Raw genomic sequence first — 26,852 nt, 5'->3', positions numbered from 1 at the left:
GGAGCCGACCGTGAATATCGATCAACTGGCAAGTGAACTGCGCAAGCAGGTAGCCGGCACCGGCAAGCTGGTACTCGACACACGCCTGCTCGAGGCGGCCGAGGTCGCCAGCATCGGCACCGCCTTCGGGCTCGACAGCGGGGTCGCGCTTTCGGTCGAAGGGCTTCGCCCCAGCGGGGTGATTGGACCCGAGCAGGGGGTGGTCAGCGTCAGCGGAGGGCGGTCGGCACTGCTCAAGAGCACCGAGGTGGGTGTCCAGCTGAGTTTCAGCATCAGCCAGGGGGCGGTCGCGGTAACCATCGAGGCGCTCATGCCGTCGGGGTGGACGCTGGCCACCAGCTTCCCGGCCATGACATTCTTTCCCTTCAACCTGCTCAAGCCAGCCGCGCCGCGCTTCGTCTATGCAAGCGTTGCGCAGTCCGCGTTTCGCTGGTCCGCCGACGATAGCGGCACGGTCGCTCTGGCCAAGGGGCAGAACTTCCTGTCGATGCTGGATCTGCGTGATATCAGCGGTGTGGGAGCCATCCTCGGCGACCTGGTGGGCAGTTCATCCTACCGCTTCTATGGGCCCTTCGCCCCGGACGCCAAGGCGCATTACCCGGTCCTGCGGCTGCGGGCGCCGGTGTCGGACAGCGTGTTCGCCATCGGCGTGGGCGACTGGAAACTCAGCCTGTCCGCCCCGGCGCTCAGCGTCAGCATCAGCGAACCGAACAAACAGATCCAGGCGTTCGGCTTCGCCGTGTCGTCGTTGTTCGACGGCAAGCTCGACTGTGGTATCGAAATCCCGCAGACCCTCGACACATTGCTGCTCTTCGCGCAGCCGGTGCCAGGGGCACAGTTCAATGCCGGCGATCTCATCCGCAGCCTGCCGGGCGGCCAGCATTACGAAGACTACATTCCGCGATCACTGAGCCAGGTGTTCGAAGACGTCGGCCTGACCGCGTACCGCATGGTGCTGGCGAACAGGGCGGCGCCGGTCAGCTCGGTCTCGTTGGCCATCCACACGCAGACGCCCTGGACCCTCATTCCCAGCGTACTGACGCTGGAGGCACTGACCCTGTCGGTCAGGTTGAACCAGCCCAGTGGGCCGAAAGCCAGCACCCAGGTCGAGATCCAGGCTTCTGCGCGCTTCCTGCCGCAACTGTTCGATACCACGTTCGCCTTTACGGTCTCACTGGCCAGGCAAGCGGGGACCTGGAATGTCGACCTGATCAGTGGCCGGATGACCGAGAGCGTTACGCTGGGCGATATTGTCAAGGGCGTGGTCGGTGGCGCGGTACCGGTGCCGGCGGCATTGAGCGGGATCGTCTTCGAGCAGTTCGGTGTGTCCGTGCAGGAAAGCGACAACAGCTACAGCTATACCGTGCTGGGAGCCGTGCGCACGCAGTTCCTGCTCCTGGATACCCAGGTCGATGCGCAACTGTCGCTGCTCTTCAGCAAGACCGGTGCCGGTGCCTCGGTGGCGCTCAGCGGCAGTTTCCTGGTGGGGCGGCAGAACTTCGAGTTCGCCCTGACGTTCGACGCCGGCACCCAGCCGGACTTGAAGCTGCGGGCGCACTGGGAGGCCCGCGACAACGACTACCTGCAATTCGCCGACATCACCGAGGCCTTGGGTTTCACCGTGCCGGCCATTCCTCCCGAACTCGACCTGGCATTGTCCCAAGCCAGCTTCGTCTATGACATGGGCGCACACACCGTGCTGCTTTCGGCAACTTCGGCCAACTATGGTACCGGGACCTTTGTCGCGCTGAAATCGCAGGACCCGAAGACCGGCACCAGCACCTCGAACTATGTGTTCCAGATGCTGCTGGGCTTCGAGCTTTCGTTGGCTGACCTGCCGCTGGTGGGCAAAGTCTTTACCGATGATCGGCTGGGCAGCATTCGCAATGTACAGGCACTGTTCTGCGCCGAGGCCCTGAGTGTCGATCAGGTCGAGCAGCTCAATGAACTGCTCACCCAGGCAAAGGTGCCGGCGCAACTGCCCTTGCCCAAGGATGCCAAGGGCACGGCGCAGGCGTTTTCCAGCGGTTTCAACTTTGCCGCCGACATCGAGCTTGGCGGCACGGCGTTGCCGATGAGCGCAGGTGGCGATACCGCGCCGGTGAAGGCCGAGACGGATCCCGCGGCCGCAGCCAGGCCTCCGGCCGGCAATGCCGCCTGGCTTACCGTGGGCAAGTCGATCGGTCCGGTGTCGCTGGCGCGTATCGGCGTGCGCTACGAAGACGGCAGGGTATGGCTGTTGCTGGATGCCGGCTTCAGCCTGGCGATGCTGTCGTTCGACCTGCAAGGCCTGGGGCTGGGCTTCCGCCTGCCGAGCAGCCAGAGCGGTGACCTGGACATCAGCGCGCAACTGGATGGCATGAGCCTCGGCTTGCAGGCCGGACCGTTGAGCATTGCCGGTGGTTTTCTGCGCCTTGGCCGCGACTTTCTGGGGCAGGCGCGGGTCAGCGTGGCGACCTTCTCGCTGTCGGCGATCGGCGGCTACGCGCCCGACGAGAGTTCGTTCTTCATCTTCGTGCGCCTGCAGCAGCCCTTGGGTGGCCCGCCGTTCTTCTTCGTGACCGGGCTGGCTGGCGGTTTCGGCATCAACCGCAGCCTGACGTTGCCCAGTATCGACCAGTTGACCAGCTATCCGCTGTTGCCGCAGAACAACAAACGCCCGGAAAACAGTTTCCCGACCACCCTGGGGACCCAGGAGCCAGGCCAGGTGCTGCAACAGACGCTGGCAAAGACGGCCTCGTACATCCACCCGCAGGCGGGCGAGTACTGGGTCGCCGCCGGCATCGACTTCACTTCGTTCGAGATGGTCGACGCCACCGCGCTGCTCACCGTGTCCTTCGGTGTGTCCCTGGAAGTCGCGTTGCTGGGCATCGCCCGGGTGACTGTACCCAAGGGCGCGCCGCAACCGATCGCCTACCTGGAGGTGGCGCTGGAAGCGCGCTTCGAGTCGAGCAGTGGCCTTATCGCTGTGGATGGCCGATTGACCCCGGCCTCGTTCATCTATGCCGGGCTTTGCCATGTGAGCGGCGGATTCGCCTTCTACACCTGGTACGCTGGCGAGCACGCCGGGGAGTTCCTGGTGACCCTGGGCGGCTACAGCCCGCGTTTCGTCAAACCCCGGCATTTCCCCAGTGTGCCACGCCTGCAGATGGTGTACGAGACCGGGCCGCTGGTGCTCAAGGGCGAATGCTACTTCGCCTTGCTGTCGCACACACTGATGGCCGGCTTCACCGTGCAGGCCACCTGGGAGTCGGGGCCGATCAGCGCCTGGTTCAGCGTGGGGATCGACTTTTTGCTGGGCTGGCGGCCTTTCCACTATGCCGCGGACGCCTACATTCACCTGGGGGCGTCGTTCAAGGCGAACCTGCTGTTCGTCACGGTGAAGATCACCATTCACGTCGGCGTCGAGTTGGGCGTCTGGGGGCCTGAGTTCGGCGGCGTGGCCACGGTGGACCTGGACATCATCAGTTTCAGCGTGCGCTTCGGCAGCAGCCGGTCCAAACCCGACCCGGTCACCTGGGAGGACTTCAAGACGTCTTTCCTGCCAGCGGCCAATAGCCAGGCGCGCCACGAGACGTTGCTCGAGCGATCGGACGGGGCGTCATCCGCCGAGCCGGTTCAACTGGTCAAGGGCATGGTCCAGCAGGGGCTGATCAGCGACCTCAAGGCCCAGGACAGCGGTGCGTTCTTCGACTGGGTCCTGGACCCCAACCATTTCGCCCTGGCCTCGAATCTGGTCATCCCCAGCAAGACCGCGCAGTTCAACGATTTCCGCGTCAATACGCCGTTCACCCCGCAAGGCGCGTTCACCTACCTGGGCACCGGCACGCCTTCCAGCACCCCTGTGGCACGTAGCAGCAGCGCCTGGACCACCGACTTCGGCGTGTTGCCGATGGCCCTCGAGGCAGGTCGGTTCAGCGTCGACCATCAGTTGCAACTGACCCGGTTGCCCGCTGGCAAGGACTACAGCAAGCCAGAGAACTACAGCGTGCCGGTCGACGCGGTAGCCATCGACTTGCTCCTGCAGAATGCCCAGGCGGCGCTGTGGGCTGGGCGTGACTCGGGGCTGAACGGCGAACGGATGATCGGTGCGACCCTGTGCGGGCTGCAGCTGTCACCGATGATCCGCCATCCGGCGGTCACCGCGGACGCGGACCTCTGGGCGCTGCTGTTCGACACAACCCAGCAGGTCGCCTGGTGCCTGGACAGCCCCCGCGTGCCCGATAGCGACACCTTTGCCGCGAGCCTCAGCGCCGACGGCACGGTGCTGAGCTATGTGCGCGACGTCACCCCCGTGCGCAACAGCGACTACCAGCTGAGCGACCTGGTTGCGCCGGCGGTCGCCGAGCAGCGCAAGGCCATGGTCACCAGCCTGAACAGCCTAGGTTACGACTTCGACGCCGAGGCGCTGGACGTCGCCCGCCTGGCCCGCTACCCACTGTGGGACTGGCCGAGCATCGGCCTGCTCGGCGAGGAAGCCGACACCCGTCAATCCCTGAGTGCCGGAGGCAGACTGTGACTGACAATCGCGAACATCCCATCGAAGGGAAGGTCAAGTTCATCCAGCACAACCTGCCGGGGCTGGAGGCCGGTGAGTACCAGTTCACGGTCTCGCAGCGGGTGTCGCAGGAGCAGCAGCACTACGCCAACCAGTACCATTTCGCCGTGCAGGCGCCGCGCTTCAGTCTTGACCCGAACGATATCCAGGCGGTGTATCCGCCCGACCAGACCCAGGGCGAATACACCGATACCCTGGCCCATGTGGTGTTCACCAAACAGACCCTGCCATGGCAGCGCAGGCCCAGCCTGGCTGAACCACCGGTGGCGTTTCCCGATCAGCAGCACGACATGGACGTGCCGACCTGGCTGGCGGTGCTGATCTTCGACGAAGACGACGAGATCGCCTATCGCCAGCAAGGCTTCAGCGCCAGCCCCAGCGCCGGCAGGTTGCGTGACCTGTTCTTCAGGCGGCCACCGGGGCAGGGTGCCCAGGGCTATTCCTACTTCTACGCGGCCGCCGGTCTCGACTCCAGCAGCGATGCGTCGCAGCTGGAACGCTACCTGGACTATGGGCAGCATGCCGACGACCCCTGCAACTACCTGGATATCCCGCTGGAACTGTTCTGGCGTGTCGCGCCGTCGCTGGACGACCTGAAGATGATGGCCCACGTGCGCAACGTGCAGATCACCCGCAAGGCGACGGTCAACGGCGTGCCGGCCTCGCGCAACGACCTGTCGAAAGTGCCGGGCACCTCCAACTTCGCCATCGTCACCGGTTGCCGCCTTCCGCAGACCGCCAAGCGCTGCATCGCGCACCTGGTGTCGCTGGAGGCGCTGGAGCCATTCCTGCCGATCGATCCGGCCACCTCGGACGATGCCAGCCAGGTGCGTTGGCCGGATTCGGTGAGCCTGCCATCCGAGCCGGCCTTTCCCATCGCCCGCGACGGTTTCATGCGCCTGGCGGTACTGACCAGCTGGTCGTTCACGTCGACCGGCACCGGCAAGCGCTTCGAGCAGTTGCTGCTCGAACTCAACCCCAAGCAGGCTGCCAGCAGTGTCGGCGGCGTCGGCAACTTCGCCCTGGGGCTGCCGGTCGCCGCCGCGCAGGCGGGCGAGCCGGAGGCGACCCGCCAGGCCAGGAACGCGCTGGAAATGGGCTACACCGCGCTGGGCCACCATACTCGCGACGCCGGCAACACCGTTTCGTGGTACCGCGGGCCGCTGACGCCCTACCGGATCATGACCAACACCGTGCCGCCGACCTGGACCAGCGCCGATGCCGCCAGCGGCTACGACCCGAATACTGGGATGTTCGACATCTCCTATGCGGCGGCCTGGCAGGTCGGTCAGTTGCTGGCGCTGCAGGACAAGCACTTTGCGGTAATGCTTTATAACTGGCGGCGCAACAACCTGCGGGATGTGGCGGCGCAGATGGAGACGGCGATGCTGCAACAATCGCTGCACGAGATCCAACAGCAAGTGCGCCACGACACGCTGGTGCAGCCCATGCTCAAGTCGTTCCTGCCCGCCAGCGAGGCGCGCCTGGCAGCAGCCAGCCTTGGCCAGGCCCGTGTCGAGAGGGCCGGCACGCAACGTGATGTGCTTGCCGACCCCGAGTTGCTGCTGGCAGTCAAGGCGCCCACCCTGGAGGTGCCGGCCGAGATCTATGGCTGGCTGGCCAGGCTGAAACTGCTCGATGGCGTGCCTTTCAACTACCTGGTAGCGGACGAGCGCATGCTGCCGCCGGAGTCGATCCGCTTCTTCTACCTGGACGAAAACTGGGTGCAGAGCCTGCTCGATGGCGCCTTGAGCATTGGTCGGGCGGTTACCGGCAACAACGCCGCGCCGTCGGTGGTGCATGACGTGGCGGTCAAGGCCAGCGTCGATCGCCGCGCCACTCGCCAGGCCTCGGTCAGTCGCCGCGAGGCGCTGGGGTTGCAGGCGGCAACGGAAAAGCAGCAGATGGACGTGATCAGCGGCTTCCTGCTGCGTTCGGACGTGGTTCAAGGCTGGCCGGGGCTGGAGGTCAACGCCTACACCCCGGACGGCAAGGCCATGGACATCGTGCGCTTCGAGCGCCTGGCGCCCGGTGTGCTTTTGTGCCTGTTCGAGCTGGATGGCCAGCCACTGGGTTCGGTCGATATCCACGAGCCCGCCGAAGGCCTGCACTTCGGCGTGACGGACAGCCAGCCCAAGGCCATCAACCTGCGTTACAACTACACCAACGCCGCCCATACCGCCGGCGACCAGGTGCCCGATGTGTTCCAGCCGGTGCCCTGGCGCGACGCGCCCCAGGCCCGGCAACTGCGCCTGTATCGCCTGTCGCGCAACCTGCATGGGCCGCAGTACGCCGACTACATCCAGGGCATCTACAGCGGCTTCGATCACCTGCCGTCCTCCGAGTTCGCCTTGCAGATGGTCAAGGGGGTTGGCCTCGTTTCGTTCAACGTCAGTCCAGGAACGCCAGCATGAGCTTGATCATTCCCGTGAACGTCCAGGCCCTGCGGGTCAGCCCGAACGATGCAAGCCTGGTGACCAAGAGCCACGACCTGTTCGCCGGTGGCACCACCGGCTATGACGGCCTGCCCTGGCGCGAGCCCGGGCGCAATGGCGCGATCGTGCACGCGGGCACCTGGAGCAAGGCCAACGTCAGCAGCAATATCTACAACCCGCTGAGCCAGAATGTCATCGAGCAGCTCAAGGCCGGCATCCACCTGCACTGGGCGCTGCCCGACCGTATCGCCCAGGGGCGTCAGGCGCCCTCGGGCGAGGTGGACTACCCGGCGGCACCGAACCGCTGGATGGTCACCCGGATCCTGCGCTGGGCGCAGGGTACGCAAGTCAAACAATGGGTGATCGAAAGCGATTACCTGATGACGCCCCAGGAATACGTGTCCGACTATTACCCTGCCAGCCAGCGCAACAGCATCTCGTTGCCGGTAGGCTGGGAGGTGCCCCCTGGCTATGACGTCAGCGGCAATGGCGGCGCGGCGTACTATCCGCCATCGCGGCGCATGGGGCGGGTGTTCGAACTCAAGGCCTGGCAGCCGGAGCCTGACGCCCCGGGAGCGGGGCTGCTGGATGTGCGCCACCTGCCGGCGTTCGTGCTGTCGGCCGGAAACTACATGGCCCCGGGGCAAAGCCTGGGCGCGGTCAGTGCCATGGGCAACAGCGGGCCGACCTTCAGTGCCTATTACCCCGACTGCGCCAGTGTCTTCGGCTTCCACGACAATTTCCTGGACATGGGCCAAGGCTTCAACCTGGGCAACGTGCAGTTCGATGTGTCCTACCAGGTCAGCGGCTGGCACAGCCACGCGGCCGACGACCCGCTGCAGGACGGTGACTTTCGCCAGGCGCTGGCCCAGGCCCAGGCCGACAACCAGCGGGCGCCGGACAGTGAGCGCCTGCCGGCCGAACGCCTGCTGGCCGAGGTGGTGGCAGGCTTCTACCAGTGGGCCTACAGCCCGCAGCCCGGGCAGTTGCCGGAGCGTTGTCTGTATACCGCGCAGGCTGCGGACATCCCCTGGGACACCCGTGGGCAGAACCCGGCCGTGCCCGGGGCGAAACCCGGTTTTCCCAAGTGCTACCTGGCGCCGGTGAGCGAGCGCGACGAGTCGGTGCGTGCGGCCCTGGGCAGTTCCAGCTCCTCGGCGCTGGCCGCACTGATCAAGGAACAATGGCGCAGCTGGAAACCCCAGGACCCGACGGGTGGGCAGGGCGGCGACAGCCAGGCGATCGAGCACAACCTTGAGTTTCTCCTCGACGCGCTGCAACTGGGGTTGCTTGAGCGGCTGGGCAGCGACCTGACACTGGTGCAGCTGGAGCAGGAGGTGCACCAGAACGGCTTCGGCGCGTTGCAGTCTGGGCGTATCTGGATGATCCGCGAAAAGCGCGCGGCCAGTGCCACGCCCTATGCCGATGCGCAGGCGACCCTGCCCGACGACCAGAACCAGCTGGCCGAGAAGCTCGACAGCCTGAACCGATACCAGCAACGGCTGGATGCGCTGCTCAACGTTATTGTCTCGTGTCGCCAGCAGATCTTCATGGACTGGTACAAGTACATCACCGCCCTCTACGACGAGAGCGGCTCGGTGCCTTTCGACATCCCGCAGTTGAACAGCTACCTGGCCGAACAGATCCTCGACCTGTGGGCGAAGTTCGAGGCCGCTTTCGGCAAGGCTGCCGATGCTTCCCCGGCCAGCGGCAACATTCCGCTGTTCTGCTGCGGACCGGAGGACTTCCTGCAGCAGGCGGCCGATGGCCGCTATCTGACCAAGGCCTCGGCGGCGAGCCTGGCCGGGCGGCTCGTCGCCCAGGCCAATGCCCTGGTGGCGCTGTTGTCCGAGCAGTACGCCCGCTTCGAACTGCAGACCACCAATGCCGCGCGCTTCTGGCAACCCAACGAGCCCGTGATGGTGGTGACCGGCGATACCGTGCAGCCAGCGCGGCGCAACGGCAACGTCAAGTGCCTGCCGTGTCGTCTGGGCAGCCAGTTGCTGGCGCAGGTCGACAGCGCGAGCGCCAGCCTGGCCGCCGGTACTCTGCGTGCCTCGTTGGCACTGGCGGTGCCTTCGGTGAACCCCACGGCCAGTCCGGAGGCGCACGATCTGCAGCCATTGCTGGACGAGTTGGGCCGTCTGTTGGGCGAGAAGTGCCTGCTCGACCCACTGCTCGCCGCACAGATCGCCTCGGCTCTGAATGGCGCGTCCGCAGCCGACGTGCAGGCCGCGCAACAGGCGCTGGTGGCCGAGATCCAGCAGGCCTGGACGCAGAATGCCGACGCGCCGTGGAAAGCGCTGCCGATCATCGACCATCCCAGCCAGACCAGCGGTGGCCTGAGCCTGTGCTGGCAAGGGCAGGCGCCCCAGGGCCTGGCGCTCAACCACGCGCGTGACTGGCAGGATCCGTTCCTGCCGTTGTTCCTCACCTGGGAGGCGACCTACGTACCGTTCGAACACCGTCGGGACGGGGCGTCGGACTACGCCGCCAGCTATATCACCGAACAGTTCCAGCTGGACGCGCGCGAAATCGAGCTGGTCTTCGGCACGACGCCACCGCAGGCAGCGGCCGGCAGGGTGAAACTGACCGACAGCATCCTGCTGTCCTCCAAGGTCGCTGAGCCGTTGATCGAGCAGCTGCGTCGCTACCTGCAGCACAACGACAATCCCGAGCTGCAGGCGATTGTCCAGTACCTGTTGGATAAGCCGTTGTTGGCGCAGGGGCTCAGCGGCGTCAATGCCGGGTTCATTACCCGGGCGGCCGGCCTGCAGCTCAAGCCGTTCAACCCGTTCTACGATGAAGAGTCGACCCCGACGGCGCTGGTCGACACGTTCGACAACACGCAGTACGTCAACAGCCTGACCCATTTCGTGGCCTGGGCGGCCGGCGAGCAGACCGGGCAAGTCCCGATCAGCCAGGAGAGTCTGTACAACCTGCTGCGCGCCGGCTATTTCAGCCTGTCCAAGCTGCAACTGGTGGATGTGTTCGGACGCAAGCGGCTGTTGGTCGACACCGACCGTTTCGAGGACCGCGACAAGGTCACGCTGGCCTGGCAGATGCAGGCGCCGGACGGCGAGGCCGGCAAGGGCTACCTGGCCCCGAGGCTGGCCCAGCCGAGCCGGTTGCTGTTCCGTTGGCTGAGTGCCGCCGACGATGAGGTACAGATGAACCCGCTGCCGTCCACATCGCCGCTGTGCGGCTGGATCGTGCCCAACTACCTGGAGAACGCGCTGATGCTGTTTACCGGTGATGGGCTGGTGCTCGGCTCGCTCGGGGTATTCGGCGCGCAGCAGACGGTCGCCTGGCACTCGGCCCCCGGCAACCCGGCGCGGCCGATGCTTGAGGACCTGGTCGATGCCAACCCGCACCTGGTCAAGCTGGCCAGTTTCATCCTGGGCAAACCCAGGGCGTTCTTCGCCGCGTTGCTCAAGACCATCGACAATGCCCATACCTACATCCTGCCCAACGACCAGCAGGCGGCCCAGGCCCAGGCGGTGCTCATGGGTCAGCCCCTGGCCCTGGTGCGCGCCAGCCTGCGCTGCGAGGTCCAGGGTCTGCCGGCCATGGCCACCAGCAGCGATGAACTGGCCCGCCTGCTGCCGGGCCAGTATGACAAGGTCTACGACTGGACCTTGCGCGACGACGCCGCCATAGGTGGCGTGAACATCCCGGTCAGGCTGGGTGATCGCGACCACCTCGAGGATGGCCTTGTCGCCTACCTGCTCGACAGCGAGGGACCCTACACCACGCTCTACGCCCCGGCAGCTCCCAGCCCGGCAGTGGACGGCATCGCGCAGCCGGCAGCGGACACTATTACCCTCAACCTGCGTGCCAACATCGACCCGCCAGCGCAGCCCTATACCGATGCCGCGGCGCAGATCGCCGGCCTGCGCGATGTGCGGGTACCGGCGCAAACGCCCCTGAGCCTGCTGATCGACCCCAGGGCCAGGGTGCATGCCACCACCGGGCTGTGGCCGGTCAAGGCCATCGGCATACCGCCGGATATCTGCGCCGCCGCGTTGCGCAACATTGAGGTGACGTTCTTCACCCACCCGATCCTGCGCAGCCATCAGGCCCTGAGCCTGCCCGTGCCCGCCGAGCCCGGCTTTACCTGGGAATGGACCACCAGTGTGCTGCAGGGTGGCGTGCAGGTGCCGCGTGACGAGCCCTTGGCGGCAAGCCAGGTTGGAGATCGCGCGGCGTTCTCCTACACACCGCAGACAGCCGAGGACGGCTGGTTGAAACTGACGCCCGTCGCCAAAGACGAGTAAGGACCGGATAGACCAAAGGAGTTTCGCCATGGCTGTCAGCGCCACATTCCTCAACGACTCCACTCGCAAGCCCGAGCTCTATATCGGCCGTGCGGACCTGGGCGACTACACCCTCACGGTGACCAGTACCACGGCGATTACCGCCACGGACATCCGCCTGCAGTTTCCCGGTACCCTGCTCAGTGCGTCGGACGTGGCGAAGATCAAGGTCACCGGCAGCGCCTGGAGAACCACGGTGCAAGGCAACATGCTGGTGCTCAACGGCAGCCAGGCGCTCGATGCCGGAGGGCGCCTGGTGCTCCAGCTGACCGGGGTCGCCTCCAGTTTCGTCAGCCAGACCAACGCTGACCTCGGTGTGCGGGTGAACGGGCAGAATATCTCGCCGCCTTACAAGGTCTTCCTGCTGCGCTACCCCGAGTTCGCCGCCGACCTGCGCCAGAACATGGCCGCGCAGTTGTTGCCAGACAGCAGCGTCTATGTCACACCCGCGGACAACGTCACCATCGAGAACCTGCTGGTCCTGCAACTGTCCAACCTCAAACCCGGCGAACCACTGGTGACCAAACCTTGGGTGCACACCCCCACGGTGCTGCTGTCGTTCGTCTACGGCGACAGCATCGGCGCATTGACCCCGGCGGACCCGCGCGACCCGTTCTCGGCCTGGAACATCAAGGCGTCGGTGGAGGCGACCTACCACAATGGCCAGCAGACCTATGAATGGGATGCGACCAATCCCGACTCTGGCGCCGGCGCCAATGACCCGGTATGGACCCTCAAACCGGTGAGCACGAACCGAACGGTGCTCGGGGCCGGCGCGGGTGCCACGGCGGCCTTCGTGATCGAGAACATCACCACCCAGGCGCCTCGCGGGGCGACGCTCGCCTATCTGCAGTACAGTGATTTCCCGGGCTATGACGACGGTTATTTCACCCTGCCGGTGCAGAAACTCGAGCCGACGCCGAATATCATCTTCTTCAACGGTGTGCCTTCCAACCTGGCCAACCTCGGTGACGAAGCCACCCTGCGCTGGCAGTGCTTCGACGTGCGCCAGGTCAAGCTGCAGTATGGCAATGTCACCCTCGACAGCGCCAAGGGGCAGATAGGCACCGGGGTCAGCAGCGTCGCGCAGTACAAGGTCAGGTGTGACAGGACCACCCAGTTCACCCTGAATGCCTACAAGACCCTCAATGCCGCCACTCCGGACTTCACCACCCAGTTCACGGTGAACGTACCTCCGGTGGCGATCGATGCCTTCACCGCCACGCCCGCCAGCGGCAGGGCGTCGAGCGCCGTGACCCTGGCCTGGCAGACCCATGCCGCACGCTCGGCGATCATCAGTGCGCCAGGCCAGGATGACCATGTGATCGCCAGGGATGACCTGGCCTCGGGCCGTTACCAGGTCTTCCCGCCGAAGCCGATCACCTACACCCTGACCGTACAGGGGGAGGGCGGGCCGCTGTCGCGCAGCCTCGATCTGTTCTTCCTCAAGCTCGGTTGGAACACCTTCAACAACACCACCGATTTCATGGCGCCAAGCGGGGCCATCGTACTGGGCCAGGACACCCGGTTGTGGTTGTTCTCGCCAGACAGCGCCAAGGCGATCTTCAGTACCCACGATGGGCAGATCTGGACCCAGGTCGGCGCATTCGACGAAACCTTCAGCGCGCGTGCCAATGCCGCCGGTGTGTACTGGAAGGGCCGGTTCTGGCTGATGGGCGGCGACACCGGCGCGCGACGCCTGAATGACGTGTGGAGCAGCAGTGACGGCCTGCACTGGACCCAGGCGACCGCCAGCGCGGCCTGGCCAGGGCGTCGTGACTTCGGCTGCGTGGTCTTCCAGGACAAGCTGTGGGTGATGGGCGGGGAGGACCAGAACTACCAGTTGCTCAATGACCTGTGGTGCTCGAGTGACGGTATCAGTTGGCAGAAGGCAGGCAACGCCGGTTGGTCGCCGCGCTCACGGTTCGGGGTCACTGCCGTCGGCGCCAGGTTGTACGTGGTGGGTGGCAAGTCGGACCTGCAGGCCGCCGGTCGTGATGTATGGACCAGCAGCGAGGGCAGTGGCTGGGAGGAGCAGGCGCCGATGCCGGCGGCGGGGCGAACCGACCCGATCGTGTTCGCGCAGGCTGGGGCGCTTTATGTCATGGGGGGCGTCGCAGCCGATGGCTCCGCGCTGGGCGATCTGAACCTGTGTTCGCGCAACGAATGGAGTGTATTACCCGGCATTTCCTGGAGCGTGATGAGGCCTGGCTACACCTGGTTCCGCGAGAGCGTCTGGATTGCAGGCGGTACCAAGGGCGGGGCAGGGGCGAACAGGACGGTCTATGCCTTGATGCCTTGACGCCCTGGCCGACGAGGTAGTCCTGCGAACCTGCTGGCGCAGGGGCTACTTCTTCGCCACCCTGTTGCCAGGCACATGCAGGTACGACATGACGCTTTCCGTCAGCTCGGTCGCCAGCCTCACGGCCTCCTTGTTGCGTGCCATGACCCCGGCCACCAGGCCTTCGATCAATGCCAGCACAGCGATGTTGGAGCTGGTCAGCACCGGATGATCAGCGGGGGCATACAACACGTGACGGGCCAGCGGCGCCAGCGGCGAGGCCGGGGAGTCGGTGATGGCCAGCACGGTGGCCTTGCGCTCATGGGCGAAGCGCGACAGTTGCAGGGTATCCTGGGAGTAGCGTGGCAGGGCGATGGCCAGCAGCACGTCCTGCTCGGTGATCGCGGCCAGGCGGTAGGCGGCGTTCTCGTTGCCGCCTTCCATGCTGATGGCACAGGTGTCCTTGCAGAACGGCACCAGGGTCGAGGCGGCCAGGCCCGCCAGGTAGACGCTGTTGCCGAACCCCAGCACATAGACCTTGCGCGCCTCGAGCAGGCAGCCGACGAAGGCCTCGAAAGCGTCGGCCTGGTTGTTGCTGGCGGTGGTCGCCAGGTTGCTGCTGGCGCTCTGGATCTGCTCATGCAGGCCAAAGTTGCCACCCGGGCGCTGGGCCAGTTCGTTGCGCAGCTTGTCCACCGGCGAGACCATCTGTTGCAGGGTCGCCACCAGCTCGGCCTTCATTCCGCTGTAGCCGCCCAGGTCCAGGGCCTTGGCCAGGCGGTTGACCGCGGCCGGCGAGGTAGCGGTGGCCTGGGCCATCTCCTCGATGGTCAGGGTCGCGGCCTTCAGCGGATGGCGCAGGATGTAGTCGGCGACCTTGCGCAGGGACGGCGGCAGTTCGCCCAGGCTCTGCGACAGCTTGCGCATGACCGCGGAGGCGTAGACGGTGGTGTTCTTGGTATGGCTCGACATCCGGCGCGACGCTCCCTGAAAGTTGCCGGTAGTGTATCCCAAGGCGCCCGGCGGCGGAGCCGCTGAGCGCCCCGGCGTTTACTTCAGGCTGCCGGCGAGGAACTGGCGCAGGCGTTCGGACTGCGGCCGGGCCAGCACTTCGCGTGGGTCGCCGCGCTCCTCGGCCTGGCCCTGGTGGAGGAACAGCAGCTGGTTGGAGACCTCGCGGGCGAAGCCCATCTCATGGGTGACCACGACCATGGTGCGGCCCTCCTGGGCCAGGTCCTGCATGACCTTGAGCACCTCGCCGACCAGTTCCGGGTCGAGCGCCGAGGTCGGCTCGTCGAACAGCATCACCTCGGGCTCCATGGCCAGGGCCCGGGCAATGGCCACCCGTTGCTGTTCGCCACCGGACATGTGCGCCGGGTAGGCGTCGCGGCGATGGCCGACACCGACCTTGGCCAGGTAGTGCTCGGCCTTGTCCCGGGCCTCCTTGCGGTTCATGCCGAGCACGTGCACCGGGGCTTCCATGACGTTGTCCAGGGCGCTCATGTGCGACCACAGGTTGAAGTGCTGGAAGACCATGCTCAACCGCGCGCGCAGGCGCTGCAGCTGGCGCGGGTCCGCCGCGCGCAGCCCGCCGCGGGCGCATTCGCGCAGCTTGAGCTGTTCGCCGTTGACCAGGATCTGCCCGGCATTGGGTTGCTCGAGCAGGTTGATGCAGCGCAGGAAGGTGCTCTTGCCCGAGCCGCTGGAGCCGATGATGCTGATTACATCACCGGCGTCGGCCTGCAGCGAAACACCCTTGAGCACCTGGTGGTTGCCGTAGCTTTTGTGCAGGTCGTGGATTTGCAGTTTGTTCATCAGTCGGTACTCGCAGGGGTCAGTCGCTGAGCAAGCGACCTTGGCGGATGGAGGTGCTGCCGGCGACCTTGGCCAGCCACAGGCCGGGCTGGGCGAAGCGCAGGCGTTCACGGGCGTAGAGGATGCCGTCGGTGGTGGCCCTGACCACGCTGTGGCGGTCGCTGAGCGGATCGAGCACTTCGAACAGCGGATCGCCGACCCGCACCTGCGCGCCCAGTGGCTGCAGGTAGCTGACCACGCCCGGGTGCTCGGCGTAGGCATACTGCGCGCCGGCGAAGGGCGTGGGTTGGCAGCAATGCTCCGGCGCGGCCGGCCACGGGCCGCTGATCAGGCCCTGGTCGGCGAGGTAGCCGAGGATCTGCTCGGCGCTGGCCTGGCACTGCTCGCGCTCGGTGTCGGCCATGCCGCGCAACTCGATGGTGGTCGCCACGCAGGCCAGGGGAATCTCGGCTTCGGGGAAGTACTCGCGCAGGTGCAGCCACGGTGCCGCGCAGGCTTCATCGAAGGCATCGCCGCCTGCGCCTTCGGCCAGCAGCGCCACTTGTGCGCCGAGGCGGGCGGCGAGCGGGCGCAGTTGGGTCCAGTGCTGCGGCATGGCGTACAGCAGCATCACCGATTCGAAATCGCAGTGCAGGTCCAGCACCAGGTCGGCGTCGCAGGCGTGGCGCAGCAGCAGGCGGCGCAGGCCGTCGAGCTCCGAGTCGGGCGCGGGCAGTTCATCGAGCAGTTCGAGCATGGCCCGGCGGATGGTTGTCACGTTAGCCTGGCCATCGCTGCCCAGGCGGCCTTCCAGGTGGGCGGCCAGCGCTTCGGTCAGCGCCGGGAAGTCGCGATTGAAGTTCTTGCCGCTGTTGAATTCGAAGCGGCCCTGATGGGTGGCCTGGAACATCTGGCCGATGCCGATCGGGTTGGCCAGCGGCACCAGTTCGATCACCGCTGCCAGCCGGCCTTGCGCCTCGAGTTCGAGCAGGCGGTGCTTGAGCTCGATGGCCACGCGCATCCCCGGCAACTCGTCGGCGTGCAGCGAGGCCTGGATATAGGCCTTGCGCGGGCCGCTGCCAAAGCGCAGCACGCGCAGGGAGCGCTGGGTCCCGCAGGCGCTCCAGGGCAGGATATGGTCGATGTGCTGCATGGAAGCTCCTTAGTGCTTGCGGGGGGCGAGGTAGGCCAGCCAGTGGCGCTCGGCCAGTTTGAACAGGCGTACCAGCAGGAAGGTCAGGACCAGGTAGATCAGCCCGGCGGTGATGAACGCCTCGAACGGCAGGTAGTAGCGGGCATTGAAGGTCTTCGCCGCGCCGGTGATGTCGACCAGGGTGACGATCGAGGCCAGGCTGGTGGTCTGCAGCATCATCAGCACCTCGTTGCCGTACTGCGGCAAGGTGCGGCGCAAGGCCGAGGGCAGCAGGATGCGCCGGTACAGCGTCAGCCTCGACATGCCCATGGCGCGGGCCGCTTCCACCTCGCCGCGTGGCGTGGCGCGCAGGCTTCCGGCCAGCAACTCGGCGCTGTAGGCGCTGGTGTTGATGGCGAACGCCAGGCAGGTGCAGAACGTAGCGCTGGACAGGTAGGGCCACAACGGGCTCTGGCGCACCGCCTCGAACTGGGCCAGCCCGTAGTAGATCAGGAACAGTTGCACCAGCATCGGCGTGCCGCGGATCACATAGGTGTAGAGCCAGGCGGGGTAGCGCAGCAGGCACGCGCGCGAGACCCGCATCAACCCCAGCGGGATCGCCAGGGCCAGGCCGCAGGCCAGCGAGATCAATAGCACCTTGAGGGTCAGGGCGATGCCGTTCAGGTACAGCGGCAGGTTCTGCCAGATCAGCTGATAGTCGAGTGTCATCGGGCAGCTCCCCTAGAGTTCGGCGGCTTTGTAGCCGACCGAGTAACGTTTCTCCACACCGCGCAACAGCAGCAGCGAGGCACTGGTCAGCAGCAGGTACAGGGCCGCCACGGCGAGGAAGAAAGTGAATGGCTGATGGGTGGCGTCGGCGGCGTTCTTGGCCTTGAACATCATGTCCTGCAGGCCGATCACCGAGATCAGCGCGGTGGACTTGGTCAGCACCAGCCAGTTGTTGGTGAACCCCGGCAGCGCCAGGCGCACAATCTGCGGCAGGCTGATCCGCCGGAACACCTGCAGGGCACTCATGCCGTAGGCCATGCCGGCCTCGGCCTGGCCTTTGGGGATGGCCAGGAAGGCGCCGCGAAAGGTCTCCGAGAGGTAGGCGCCGAAGATGAAGCCCAACGTGCAGACGCCGGCGACGAAGGGGTTGATGTCGATGTACTGCTCGTAACCCAGTGCCAGCGCCAGGCGGTTGACCAGGTCCTGGCCGCCATAGAACACCAGCAGGATCAGGACCAGGTCGGGAATGCCGCGCACCACCGTGGTGTACACCTCGCCCGGTAGCGCCAGCCATTTCAGGGGGGACAGGCGACAGGCCGCACCGAACAGGCCCAGGCCGATGGCCAGGGCCATCGCCAGCAGGGCCAGGTGGATGCTCAGCCAGGCGCCTTCGAGAATGCTCGATCCGTAGCCGTGAAGCATGATGAAAACCCTCGTCAGCCTGCGCTATTGGCCGTAGATGTCGAACGGGAAGTACTTGCGCTGCACCTGCTGGTAGGTGCCATTGGCGCGAATCGCGGCGATGGCGGCATTGAGCCGCGCCAGGTTGGCGCTGTCACCCTTGCGCACGGCGATGCCGGCACCGCGGCCGAAATAGTGCGGGTCGGCGATGTCCGGGCCGACCAGGGCGAAGCCCTGGCCGGCCGGAGTCTTGATGAAGCTCTCTTCGGTGTTGACGATGTCGGCGAGGGTGGCATCCAGGCGCCCGGACACCAGGTCGAGGAAGGCTTCGTTCTGCGAGGCGTAGCGGACGATCTCGACCCCCGCCGGTTCCAGTTGCTCGGTGGCGAAGCGGTCATAGGTGGACGACCTTTGAACCCCAACCTTGCGGCCCTTGAGGTCCACCGTCGGGGTGTCGAGCCGGCTGCCGGCCTTCATCGCGAACTTGCCGGGGGTCTGGTAGTACTTGTCGGTGAAGTCGACCGACTTCAGGCGATCCTCGGTGATCGACATCGACGACAGCACCGCGTCGATCTTGCGCACCTTCAGCGACGGGATCATGCCGTCGAACTCCTGGATCACCCACTGGCACTTGACCTGCATCTGCGCGCAGAGGGCATTGCCGATGTCGTAGTCGAAGCCGGCGAGCTCGCCTTCAGGGGTGCGGTAGGAGAAGGGCGGGTAGGCGGCCTCGATGCCAATGCGCAGGCTGGCGTCGTCGGCCTGGGCGAAGGCGCTGCAGGCACAGAGTGCCAGCGCGCCGAGAAGTCCTGTCTTGTTCATGTTCTTGACTCCGGTGGGTGGGGCGTACCGTCCAGGGCCTTGCTTGGGAGGGGCCTGGGCACGGAGAAGAACATGACATGAAATATTTCATTTATCAATATGGTGAAAATAATTGTGTCAGTGCAGTGGTCGATGGTGTCTGCCGACAGAGTTGTGGCGGACCCCTAGTCGGCAACATGCACGCCCAGACCGTCCCGGCCAGGCGCAAGCTCAGGCCGCAGTGTCAACGCCGGGATCGCATAATCCCCGCCGTTCTGCCGTCGGAACGGAATGGGCGCATCATTCCACAAGCCATCGAGCCGCTGGCCCAATGACGCGCACGCCGCCGCAAAGCCTGCGTCGTCGACCCGGCTGGTGCGGTACACCGCGAACGGCGGCAGCACCTCGAACCCCGGGTAGAACAGGATGCCGTGCTGGATGGGAAACAGGATGTCGTTGAGTGGGCCATTGATGCCGCGCTCGCTGTAGTGCGAGGCCCAGCCGCCCATGCTGACCATCAGCATGGCGCGCTTGCCCGCCAGTCGGCCTTCGCCGTAGCGATCCCCCCAGTGCCGGTCGGAGTGCTCGCCGACACCGTAGGCGAAGCCATAGGCGTACACCCGCTCGACCCAGCCCTTGAGGATCGCCGGCAGGCCGAACCACCACAGCGGAAACTGCAGGATCACCGCGTCGGCCCACTGCAGCTTGGCTTGCTCGGCAACTATGTCGGGCGCCTGGGTGCCATCGGCGAACGCCCGGCGCGAGGCGTCGGAGGGGCTGAAGCGCTCACCGGTGGGGTGTTCGACGCTGTCGCCGGCGTCCAGCACGGCCTTGAACTTCATGGCATAGAGGTCCGAGACCTGGACATGGTGGCCCCGGCGTTCGAGGTGGCGGACGGCGAAGTCCTTGAGGGCGGCATTGAGCGAGCGGGGTTCGGGATGGGCGTAGACGATCAGGATGTTCATGGTCGGGCTCCGGTAGGGGATGGCCAAAGCATGCGGATACCCTGCATATTGTTGAAATGAATAGATGAAATTACAGGTATTGCCATGCATGATTCCTTGCGAAGCCTGGACCTGAACCTGCTGGTCACCCTCGACGCGCTGCTCGCCGAACTCAACGTCACCCGCGCCGCCGAACGCCTGCACCTCGCCCAGCCGACGGTCAGTGTGCAACTGGCACGGCTGCGTGATGCGCTGGGCGATCCATTGCTGTTGCCGGGTGCCCGCGGCATGCGCCCGACCGCCCGCGCCCTGGCGCTACGCGAGCCGTTGAGCCGGGCCCTGGAGGCGCTGCGCCTGGCTATCGCCGCCGAACGGCCTTTCGACCCGGTCCGGGCACAGCTGACCTGGCGGGTGGCCGCGACCGACTACACCGAAGCGACCATCCTGCGCCCTGCGTTGGCCACACTGCGTGCGGCCGCCCCGGGCACGCGTCTGGCGATCGTCGACATGAACCCGCCGACGCTGGTGCGCAAGGCGGAGCAGGGCGAGCTGGACCTGGCTTTCCACATCGCCATCGATGCGCCGCCCGGCTTGCGCCAGCGCCCGCTGTTCGCTGACCGCTACGTGCTGGCCGGGCGTGCCGATCATCCGCGTCTCAGGCGCCGGCCGACGCTCAAGCAGTTCTGTGCGCTGGAGCATGTCATCGTGTCGCCCGACGGTGGCGGCTTCAGCGGCCCGACCGACGATGCCCTGGCCGAGCAGGGACTCACGCGTAACGTGGTGTTGTCGGTGCCGCGCTTCTCGGGCCTTGCGGCGATGCTGGTCGATAGTGACCTGGTGGCCATGCTGCCGCAGCGCCTGGTGGCCGGGAATCCGGCGCTCGCGGTGGTGGAGGCACCCCTGGCGGTGCCGGGCTTCGAGATGCTGATGCTGTGGCCGGAGCGGGTGCACCGGGATCCTGCGCATCAGTGGTTGCGCGAGCAGCTGGCCCGTGGGGCATCGACCGCGCGGCGATAGGCGCATGGCGCCGCCAGCACACTGATCAGGATTACCATGGGCAGCCCCGGATACTGGGCGCAGATGTAACAGGGGCCTGCTTATCCGACACCCATGCATTCAAGGACAATCAATGCTCATCGTCTTCAGCGGCTTGCCCGGTACCGGGAAAAGCACCATCGCCAAGCAACTGGTCGCAAGGTTCGGCGCGGTCTATCTGCGTATCGACACCCTGGAGCAGGCCCTTCGACGTTCCGGCGAATTGGCCGGGGAGGTCGGGCGTAGCGGCTACCTGGTGGCCTTCGAACTGGCGCTCGACAACTTGCGCCTCGGCCGCACGGTGATCGCTGACTGTGTCAATCCCGTGGCCGAGAGCCGGGTGGCGTGGCGCGATGTGGCGGCGCGGGCAGGCGTTCGGCTGGTGGATGTCCTGGTGATTTGTTCCGATACAGGGGAGCACCGGCGCCGGGTCGAGACCCGGGAGGTCGATATTCCGGGCTTGACGCCTCCCAGCTGGGCGTCGGTGGTGAATCATGAGTACGAGCCGTGGGGGGAGGTACCGTTTACAGTCGACACCGCCTTCATCTCTCCGGAGGAGGCTGTGCGGCTTATCGCGGAATGGTGTCTTTGCGGTGGATGAGTTTTGGAGGGGGTGTGCGTCCCTTGTATGTCGTTATCAGCGGCGAATGAGCAATCATGTCGTACTACGTGGTATGTAATTTTATTGTTTTTTAACAAGGAAAGCCTATATTTTCCAGGTTGGCGTCAGGCTGTCGACATGAATAAGTACGAATTTCGTACCGTGGGAGCTGGGGTTCTCGAACGCGTGATGGCCACTAGGTGTTCGCCGTAATCCTAGCTGCGCCTATGAGATCGAGCGCGCTGCAAGACGGTCGTCTCACACCTGGTCGCCTACACGCGCTCGAAAGACAGCTGCCAACCCTGCACTGAGTGTGAGTTGACCCGCGATAAGGCCGGCCCAGGCAATCTTGAATTGGAGCGGCCATAGTCCAAAAAACGCAAAAACCTTGAAAAGGGGCTCAAAGCGCCCCCGTGTTTGGGGCAGCCTCCCCAATACTCTTCGCTTACTTCTCCAACACTCTGATTCAAAACAACTTTAGTGATGGCATAGCGCTTGCTTCCACCCTCCACAGAACCCTTGAGCCCCGTGGAGGTGCAGCATGGTCATCCCGCTCGAAGGCGCTGCCCCGTGCGCGCCCATCCCCGCCAGCGGAGCGCGGGCATGAACCGCAAGCTGCGCCCAGCCTACCTGGGCCTGCTGCTGGGCACGGCGCTGATCGGCCTTGGCGTCGCCTACGAAAAGCTCTGGTGCGACCCCCGCGAGCTGCTGCAGGAGGCCGCTGATCCCCAAGCCCTGCATACCCTCAACCGCGATGGCGTGACCGTGGAGTTCGAGGCCCGCCCCCTGAGCGGGGGGGAGCTGCGCGAGGGCGATTTTGCCAACATCCGCTTCAAGGTCAGCGACCAGTCAAGCGGCCAGCCCTTGTCGGGCATGGCCCCCGGCGCCTGGCTCGACCCCGCGCAGTCGGCACCGGTCGGCGACCGCGACAGCAGCTGCAAGGCGCGGGTGGCGTTGTTCCTCAAGAGCAGCATCGGCGCTCGTCCTTTGCTCGATCTGAACAGCTACTTCCTGCTGGTGCTGAACAAGGACGCGAGTCTGACGGTGATCGACCCGACCGTGTCGGTGGGCGGAGTCACCAGCACCCTGGCGCGTATCGACCTGCCGGGCCGGCCCATGGACTGGGTGGCCACCGGCGATGACAAGCAGGTGTTCGTGTCCATGCCCGAACGCAACCAGGTGGCGCTGATCGACACCGAGACCTTCACCCGCGTGGCCACCCTGGAGGCCGGCGAACAGCCGCTGCGGGTGGCGCTGCAACCCGACCAGCGCCTGCTGTGGGTGGGCAACAACAGCCATGATCCGGCCAAGGGCGGGGTGACGGTGATCGACGTGCCCAGCCGGACCAAGCTCAAGTCGTTCGTCACCGGCTCCGGCCACCACGAGATTGCCTTCAGCGCCGACTCGCGCTTTGCGTTCGTCAGCAACCGCGACGGCGGCACCCTGAGCGTCATCGACACCGCCCAGATGCGCCTGGTGAAGACCCTTGAGGTCGGCCCGCATCCGCTGTCGGTGGCTTACTCGCCATTGTCGCAGGCGGTGTACGTGGTCGATGGACAGGAAGGCACGGTGCGGGTGATCGATGCGCGCAGCCATAGCCTGCGCCACACGGTCAAGGCCGAGCAGGGCTTGGGGCCGATGCGCTTCAGCCACGATGGCCGCTATGGCGTGGTGCTCAATACCCTGGAGAACCAGGCGCTGGTGATCGACGCCAGCACCGACCAGCTGATCCACCGAATCCCGGTGGCCGCCGAGCCCTACCAGCTGACCTTTACCAAGGCCTACGCCTACGTGCGCGGCCTGGCCTCGCCGAAGGTGAGCATGATCAACCTGGCAAGCCTGGGGCAGGGGCGCACGCCGATCGTCCAGGGCTTCGAGGCCGGTCCGGCGGCGCCGCGCCAGGCCGGCGACCTGCCGTTGGCCCAGGGGGTGAGCATCTCCCGCGACGACAACTCGGTGTTCGTGGTCAACCCGGTGGACAACACCACCTACTTCTACGCCGAGGGCATGAACGCGCCGATGTCGGGCTACAACAACCGCGGCCACCAGGCCCGCGCCGCGCTGGTCATCGACCGTAGCCTGCGCGAGGTCGCGCCGGGGGTGTACGGCTCGACGGTCAAGCTGCCGGCGGCCGGCACCTTCGACGTGGCCTTCCTGCTCAACCAGCCGCAGATCATCCACTGCTTCAGCACCGAGGTCGCGGCGCTGCCGCAGTCGAGCCTGCGCAAGCGGGCTCATGCCGAGTTCATCGGCACCGCCCGGCCATTGTTGCAACACGCGCCCTACATGGCCCAGGTACGCATCCTCGGCGAGGACGGCAAGCCGCGCCAGGGGCTCGAAGACCTTAGCCTGCGCTACTTCCTGGCGCCTTCGTCGCTGCCGCGCGACGTGGCGCTGGTCGAGGTGAGCGAGGGGCTCTACCAGGCACCGTTGGAGCTGGCCGAGGCCGGCGCCTGGTACCTGCACGTGCAGTCGCCCAGCCTCGGGCGCGCCTTCACCGAAGACAATTACACCAGCCTGCGCGTCCTGCCGAGCGCAGCAAAGCCCAGTACTTCCCAAGGGGAAGCCAGGAGTGTGCGATGACGCGTCTGCATGGCGGAAAACTGCTGGGCCTGAGCCTGCTGCTGGCCAGCAACCTGGCCCTGGCCCACGCCGGCCACGATCACGGCGGTCAGCCCGAGCAACCCCCGGCCGCGCGCCAGGAGAAGGCCAGCGTGCGCTTCGCCGACGTGGCGCTGCTGGACCAGGACGGCATGCCGGTGCGCCTGGAGCAAGACCTGGTGGGGGATCACCTGGTGGTCATGGGCTTCATCTACACCAGTTGCACCACGGTGTGCCCGGTGGTCTCGTCGATCATGAGCAAGGTCCAGCAGCAGTTGGGCGGACGGGTGGGCGAGGAGATCCGCCTGGTGTCGATCAGCGTCGACCCGCAGCGCGACGACTCGAAACGCCTGGCCGGCTATGCCCGGGCGTTCCAGCACGGGCCGGGGTGGAGCTGGCTGACCGGCTCGCCCTATGCCATCAGCGAGACGCTCAAGGGGCTCGGCAGCTTCAGCGCCAACCTCAGCGAGCATCCGCCGCTGATCCTGGTTGGTGACGGGCGCAGCGGGCACTGGACGCGCTACTACGGCTTCACCGACCCCAACGTGCTGATCGGCGAGATCAACCGCCTGAGCGCACGCCGGGTGCACGCCAAGAGCACGGCCATCGCCGGCCAGGAGGCGCGGCCATGAGCGCGCAGACTTCCCGTCATGCCGGCATGCGCAGCCTGGACTGGCTGGTGCTTGGCGGCTGCCTGTGGATCCTCGCCTCGGTCGCGTTCGCCCACGAGGGCCACTCGCCAGCGCCGCAACCCGCGCCGCAGGCGATGGCCAGCGGCGGTGGCACCCGCGATGCGCAGACCTGGTTCACCGACACCGTGCTCAAGGACCAGGACGGCCGCGAGCTGCGCTTCTACAGCGATGTGCTCAAGGACAAGGTGGTGATGCTCAACGTGATCTTCACCCACTGCAACGACGCCTGCCCGCTGATCACCCGCAAGTTGCGCGAGGTGCGCGAGGCCATGGGCGCCGAGCTTGCGGCGCAGGTGACCTTCGTCTCGGTGAGCAGCGATCCGCTGAACGACACGCCTGAGGTGCTCAAGACGTTTGCCCGCAAGCAAGGGGTGGACGGGCCGAACTGGCTGTTCCTGACCGGCGACAAGGCCAGCGTCGACCTGGTGCTCGGGCGCCTGGGGCAGTTCCTGCCCAGCCCCGAGCAGCATTCGACGCAGTTGATCGCCGGCGACGTGGCAGGCAAGCGCTGGAGCAAGATCCGTCCCGATGCACCGCCTGCCGCCATCGCCCAGCGCATGCAGCTGCTGACCCAACCGCTGGCGGGGCGGTGACTACCATGTACTTGCCGACCCCTGTAGGAGCGGCCTTGTGCCGCGATCGGGCGCGAAGCGGCCGTAAATCAGGCGACGCCGATATGCCTGATATACCCCATCGCCTGTCATGGCGGCCGCTGCGCGCCCGATCGCGGCACAAGGCCGCTCCTACAGGGGCACTGTGGCTGGTGCTGCTATGCACCCCAGCCCTGGCCCTGGACCTCACCGACCACGAACAAGCCGGCAAACGCCTCTACCGCGAAGGCGTCTCCAGCAGCGACGCCCAGTTGCTGGCCCGGGTCGGCCCCGCTGACATGAGCGTGCCGGCCAGCGTGCTGCCTTGCGCCAGTTGCCACGGCAACGACGGGCGCGGTCGCAGCGAAGGCGGGGTGCGCCCGCCGAGCCTGGACTGGCAGCGTCTGGCCCTCGGCCCGGGCGCTCGCGAGGTCAACAACCGACGCTACCCAGCCTATACCGAAGCCAGCCTGGCGCGGGTCGTGCGCAGCGGCGTCGACCCCGCTGGCAACCGGCTGGACCCGGCCATGCCGCGCTTTGAGCTGAGCCTGGCCGACCAGCGCAACCTGGCGGCCTACCTCAAGCGCCTGGGCGAGGACCGCGATCCGGGCGTGGAGGAGGGGACGCTGCGCCTCGGTACCTTGCTCCCCGAACAGGGCCCGCTGGCCGAGGCCGGGCGGACGGTGAGGGCGGTGCTGGAGGATGGCGTCGCCCAGCTGAACCAGGCGGGGGGCATCCATGGCCGTCGTCTGCAGCTGATGGTGATGGACCCGGGGCCGGATCCGGCCAGTACCGCACAGGCGCTGGACCAGCTGATCCAGCGCGAGCGGGTTTTCGCCCTGATTGCGCCCGTGGCACCGCTGCTCGACAGTCGCCAGCTGGAACAGGCGGGCCTGCCGCTGATCGGCGCCACGCCGCGCAGTGGTGGCAGCGTGCAGGTGTTCGACCCTTTGCCGGGCGTGCCCGAGCAATTGCTCAGCGTGGCCCTGTATGCCCGCGACACCCTTGGCCTGGCCGGCGAAGCCGTGCAGGTGGTCTATGCCGGCGAAGACCAGGCCGAGGCGGCGCAGGTTGTACAGCAGCGGTTGCGCCAGTTGGGCTTTACCGGCGTATCCGCGCAAGTGTTCACGGGCCAGGCGCTGGCAGGCGAGGGCATCGTCTTCCTGGGGCGAACCCAGGCATTTGCCGAGCTGGCCGCCAGTCTGCAGACCGCCGGCCGCAACCCCTACCTGCTTGCCGCGTCGAGCCAGGTGGCCGGTGCCGTGCCGGGACTGGCACCGGCCTGGTCGCGGCGGGTGCTGCTGGCCTATCCGTTCGTGCCCGGCGACTGGACCGCCCGAGGCCGGGCAACCCTGGCCGGCGTGCAGCAGCGCCAAGGGCTGGAACCACGCCAGGCGTCGTTGCAGGTCAGCACGCTGTGCGCCTGGCAGTTGCTGGTCGAAGCGCTGAAACAGGTGGGGCGCGACGCCAGCCGTGAACAACTGCTTGGCGCCCTGGAGCAGCTGCATGACGTCGACACCGGCCTGACGCCGCTGCTGGGCTTCGGCCCCGGACGTCGCCAGGGCATGGCCGGCGCCCATGTGGTGGAGGTGAGCCTGCCGGGGCCGGGCTATGCCGAGGTGGCACCGTATCGTCCGGTACCGGACTCACCATGATCCCTTC

Annotated in this window: 17 protein-coding genes; 10 read left to right on the top strand and 7 right to left on the bottom strand. The window is 66.3% G+C overall.

Annotated features, from left to right (window positions below):
* Positions 1-10: 10 nt before the first annotated feature.
* Genes V0R62_RS13355 through V0R62_RS13340 form a run of 4 tightly spaced genes read left to right on the top strand, consistent with a single transcriptional unit; the run spans position 11 to position 13,611 of the window.
* Entirely contained in the window at positions 11-4,519 is a 4,509-nt protein-coding gene (locus V0R62_RS13355) for a DUF6603 domain-containing protein (RefSeq protein ID WP_330104050.1), read from the top strand.
* Positions 4,516-6,972, top strand: a complete 2,457-nt coding sequence (locus tag V0R62_RS13350) for a hypothetical protein (RefSeq protein WP_330104049.1) — start codon at positions 4,516-4,518, stop codon at positions 6,970-6,972. Before V0R62_RS13355 ends, V0R62_RS13350 begins: the two co-directional genes overlap by 4 nt.
* The gene (locus tag V0R62_RS13345) at positions 6,969-11,270 is read left to right on the top strand and encodes a hypothetical protein (RefSeq protein ID WP_330104048.1); all 4,302 of its coding nucleotides are present in this window, start codon (positions 6,969-6,971) and stop codon (positions 11,268-11,270) included. Before V0R62_RS13350 ends, V0R62_RS13345 begins: the two co-directional genes overlap by 4 nt.
* 28 nt (positions 11,271-11,298) lie before the next feature.
* Positions 11,299-13,611 (top strand): Kelch repeat-containing protein, encoded by a 2,313-nt coding sequence (locus V0R62_RS13340; protein ID WP_330104047.1) that lies wholly within the window; start codon positions 11,299-11,301, stop codon positions 13,609-13,611.
* A gap of 45 nt (positions 13,612-13,656) precedes the next feature.
* Here the strand turns inward: V0R62_RS13340 and V0R62_RS13335 are convergent, their stop codons facing one another.
* From V0R62_RS13335 to V0R62_RS13305, 7 genes are all read right to left on the bottom strand, one after another.
* Positions 13,657-14,562, bottom strand: coding sequence for a MurR/RpiR family transcriptional regulator (locus tag V0R62_RS13335; protein WP_330104046.1), 906 nt, complete (start codon positions 14,560-14,562; stop codon positions 13,657-13,659).
* Between the two features lie 78 nt (positions 14,563-14,640).
* Entirely contained in the window at positions 14,641-15,405 is a 765-nt protein-coding gene (locus tag V0R62_RS13330; RefSeq protein ID WP_186714580.1) for an ABC transporter ATP-binding protein, read from the bottom strand.
* Positions 15,406-15,424: 19 nt separating this feature from the next.
* Positions 15,425-16,537 carry a succinylglutamate desuccinylase/aspartoacylase family protein gene (locus V0R62_RS13325; protein WP_330104045.1) on the bottom strand — a complete coding sequence of 371 codons (1,113 nt, stop codon included), beginning with the start codon at positions 16,535-16,537 and terminating at the stop codon, positions 15,425-15,427.
* Between the two features lie 9 nt (positions 16,538-16,546).
* Positions 16,547-17,245, bottom strand: a complete 699-nt coding sequence (locus V0R62_RS13320) for an ABC transporter permease (RefSeq protein ID WP_110737207.1) — start codon at positions 17,243-17,245, stop codon at positions 16,547-16,549.
* Positions 17,246-17,257: 12 nt separating this feature from the next.
* Complete coding sequence (locus V0R62_RS13315) at positions 17,258-17,947, bottom strand: ABC transporter permease (RefSeq protein ID WP_330104044.1); 690 nt, start codon at positions 17,945-17,947, stop codon at positions 17,258-17,260.
* A gap of 24 nt (positions 17,948-17,971) precedes the next feature.
* Positions 17,972-18,748: an ABC transporter substrate-binding protein gene (locus tag V0R62_RS13310; RefSeq protein WP_330104043.1), complete on the bottom strand. Its 777-nt coding sequence runs from the start codon at positions 18,746-18,748 to the stop codon at positions 17,972-17,974.
* 164 nt (positions 18,749-18,912) lie between these two features.
* A complete protein-coding gene (locus V0R62_RS13305) occupies positions 18,913-19,692 on the bottom strand; it encodes an NAD(P)H-dependent oxidoreductase (protein WP_330104042.1) in 780 nt (259 codons plus the stop codon).
* Positions 19,693-19,776: 84 nt separating this feature from the next.
* Between V0R62_RS13305 and V0R62_RS13300 the strand changes: the two genes are divergently transcribed.
* The 6 genes from V0R62_RS13300 to V0R62_RS13275 all read left to right on the top strand — a co-directional run bounded on the left by V0R62_RS13300 (position 19,777) and on the right by V0R62_RS13275 (position 26,845).
* Positions 19,777-20,688 carry a LysR family transcriptional regulator gene (locus tag V0R62_RS13300; protein WP_330104041.1) on the top strand — a complete coding sequence of 304 codons (912 nt, stop codon included), beginning with the start codon at positions 19,777-19,779 and terminating at the stop codon, positions 20,686-20,688.
* Between the two features lie 112 nt (positions 20,689-20,800).
* Entirely contained in the window at positions 20,801-21,307 is a 507-nt protein-coding gene (locus tag V0R62_RS13295) for an AAA family ATPase (RefSeq protein ID WP_330104040.1), read from the top strand.
* A gap of 603 nt (positions 21,308-21,910) precedes the next feature.
* A complete protein-coding gene (locus tag V0R62_RS13290) occupies positions 21,911-23,890 on the top strand; it encodes a cytochrome D1 domain-containing protein (protein ID WP_330104039.1) in 1,980 nt (659 codons plus the stop codon).
* Positions 23,887-24,540, top strand: coding sequence for an SCO family protein (locus tag V0R62_RS13285; protein ID WP_330104038.1), 654 nt, complete (start codon positions 23,887-23,889; stop codon positions 24,538-24,540). The genes V0R62_RS13290 and V0R62_RS13285 overlap by 4 nt, the downstream gene beginning before the upstream one ends.
* On the top strand, positions 24,537-25,193 hold the full coding sequence (locus V0R62_RS13280) for an SCO family protein (RefSeq protein ID WP_330104037.1): 657 nt from the start codon (positions 24,537-24,539) through the stop codon (positions 25,191-25,193). The genes V0R62_RS13285 and V0R62_RS13280 overlap by 4 nt, the downstream gene beginning before the upstream one ends.
* 83 nt (positions 25,194-25,276) lie before the next feature.
* Positions 25,277-26,845, top strand: a complete 1,569-nt coding sequence (locus V0R62_RS13275) for a cytochrome c/ABC transporter substrate-binding protein (protein ID WP_330104036.1) — start codon at positions 25,277-25,279, stop codon at positions 26,843-26,845.
* Positions 26,846-26,852: the final 7 nt, after the last annotated feature.

Origin of the sequence: Pseudomonas carassii (assembly GCF_036324045.1) — a bacterium.
Taxonomy (GTDB): domain Bacteria; phylum Pseudomonadota; class Gammaproteobacteria; order Pseudomonadales; family Pseudomonadaceae; genus Aquipseudomonas; species Aquipseudomonas peradeniyensis.
The sequence above is the reverse complement of the archived record's forward strand: the minus strand, read 5'-3'. Positions and strand labels throughout refer to the sequence as shown.

Excerpts from the sequence above, each read along its gene's own strand:
- V0R62_RS13275 (WP_330104036.1), top strand. The coding sequence starts at position 25,277 with ATGCCTGATATACCCCATCGCCTGTCATGGCGGCCGCTGCGCGCCCGA.
- V0R62_RS13325 (WP_330104045.1), bottom strand. The coding sequence starts at position 16,537 with ATGCAGCACATCGACCATATCCTGCCCTGGAGCGCCTGCGGGACCCAG.
- V0R62_RS13310 (WP_330104043.1), bottom strand. The coding sequence starts at position 18,748 with ATGAACAAGACAGGACTTCTCGGCGCGCTGGCACTCTGTGCCTGCAGC.
- V0R62_RS13315 (WP_330104044.1), bottom strand. The coding sequence starts at position 17,947 with ATGCTTCACGGCTACGGATCGAGCATTCTCGAAGGCGCCTGGCTGAGC.
- V0R62_RS13330 (WP_186714580.1), bottom strand. The coding sequence starts at position 15,405 with ATGAACAAACTGCAAATCCACGACCTGCACAAAAGCTACGGCAACCAC.
- V0R62_RS13345 (WP_330104048.1), top strand. The coding sequence starts at position 6,969 with ATGAGCTTGATCATTCCCGTGAACGTCCAGGCCCTGCGGGTCAGCCCG.
- V0R62_RS13280 (WP_330104037.1), top strand. The coding sequence starts at position 24,537 with ATGAGCGCGCAGACTTCCCGTCATGCCGGCATGCGCAGCCTGGACTGG.
- V0R62_RS13285 (WP_330104038.1), top strand. The coding sequence starts at position 23,887 with ATGACGCGTCTGCATGGCGGAAAACTGCTGGGCCTGAGCCTGCTGCTG.
- V0R62_RS13295 (WP_330104040.1), top strand. The coding sequence starts at position 20,801 with ATGCTCATCGTCTTCAGCGGCTTGCCCGGTACCGGGAAAAGCACCATC.
- V0R62_RS13340 (WP_330104047.1), top strand. The coding sequence starts at position 11,299 with ATGGCTGTCAGCGCCACATTCCTCAACGACTCCACTCGCAAGCCCGAG.
- V0R62_RS13300 (WP_330104041.1), top strand. The coding sequence starts at position 19,777 with ATGCATGATTCCTTGCGAAGCCTGGACCTGAACCTGCTGGTCACCCTC.
- V0R62_RS13305 (WP_330104042.1), bottom strand. The coding sequence starts at position 19,692 with ATGAACATCCTGATCGTCTACGCCCATCCCGAACCCCGCTCGCTCAAT.
- V0R62_RS13290 (WP_330104039.1), top strand. The coding sequence starts at position 21,911 with ATGAACCGCAAGCTGCGCCCAGCCTACCTGGGCCTGCTGCTGGGCACG.
- V0R62_RS13320 (WP_110737207.1), bottom strand. The coding sequence starts at position 17,245 with ATGACACTCGACTATCAGCTGATCTGGCAGAACCTGCCGCTGTACCTG.
- V0R62_RS13335 (WP_330104046.1), bottom strand. The coding sequence starts at position 14,562 with ATGTCGAGCCATACCAAGAACACCACCGTCTACGCCTCCGCGGTCATG.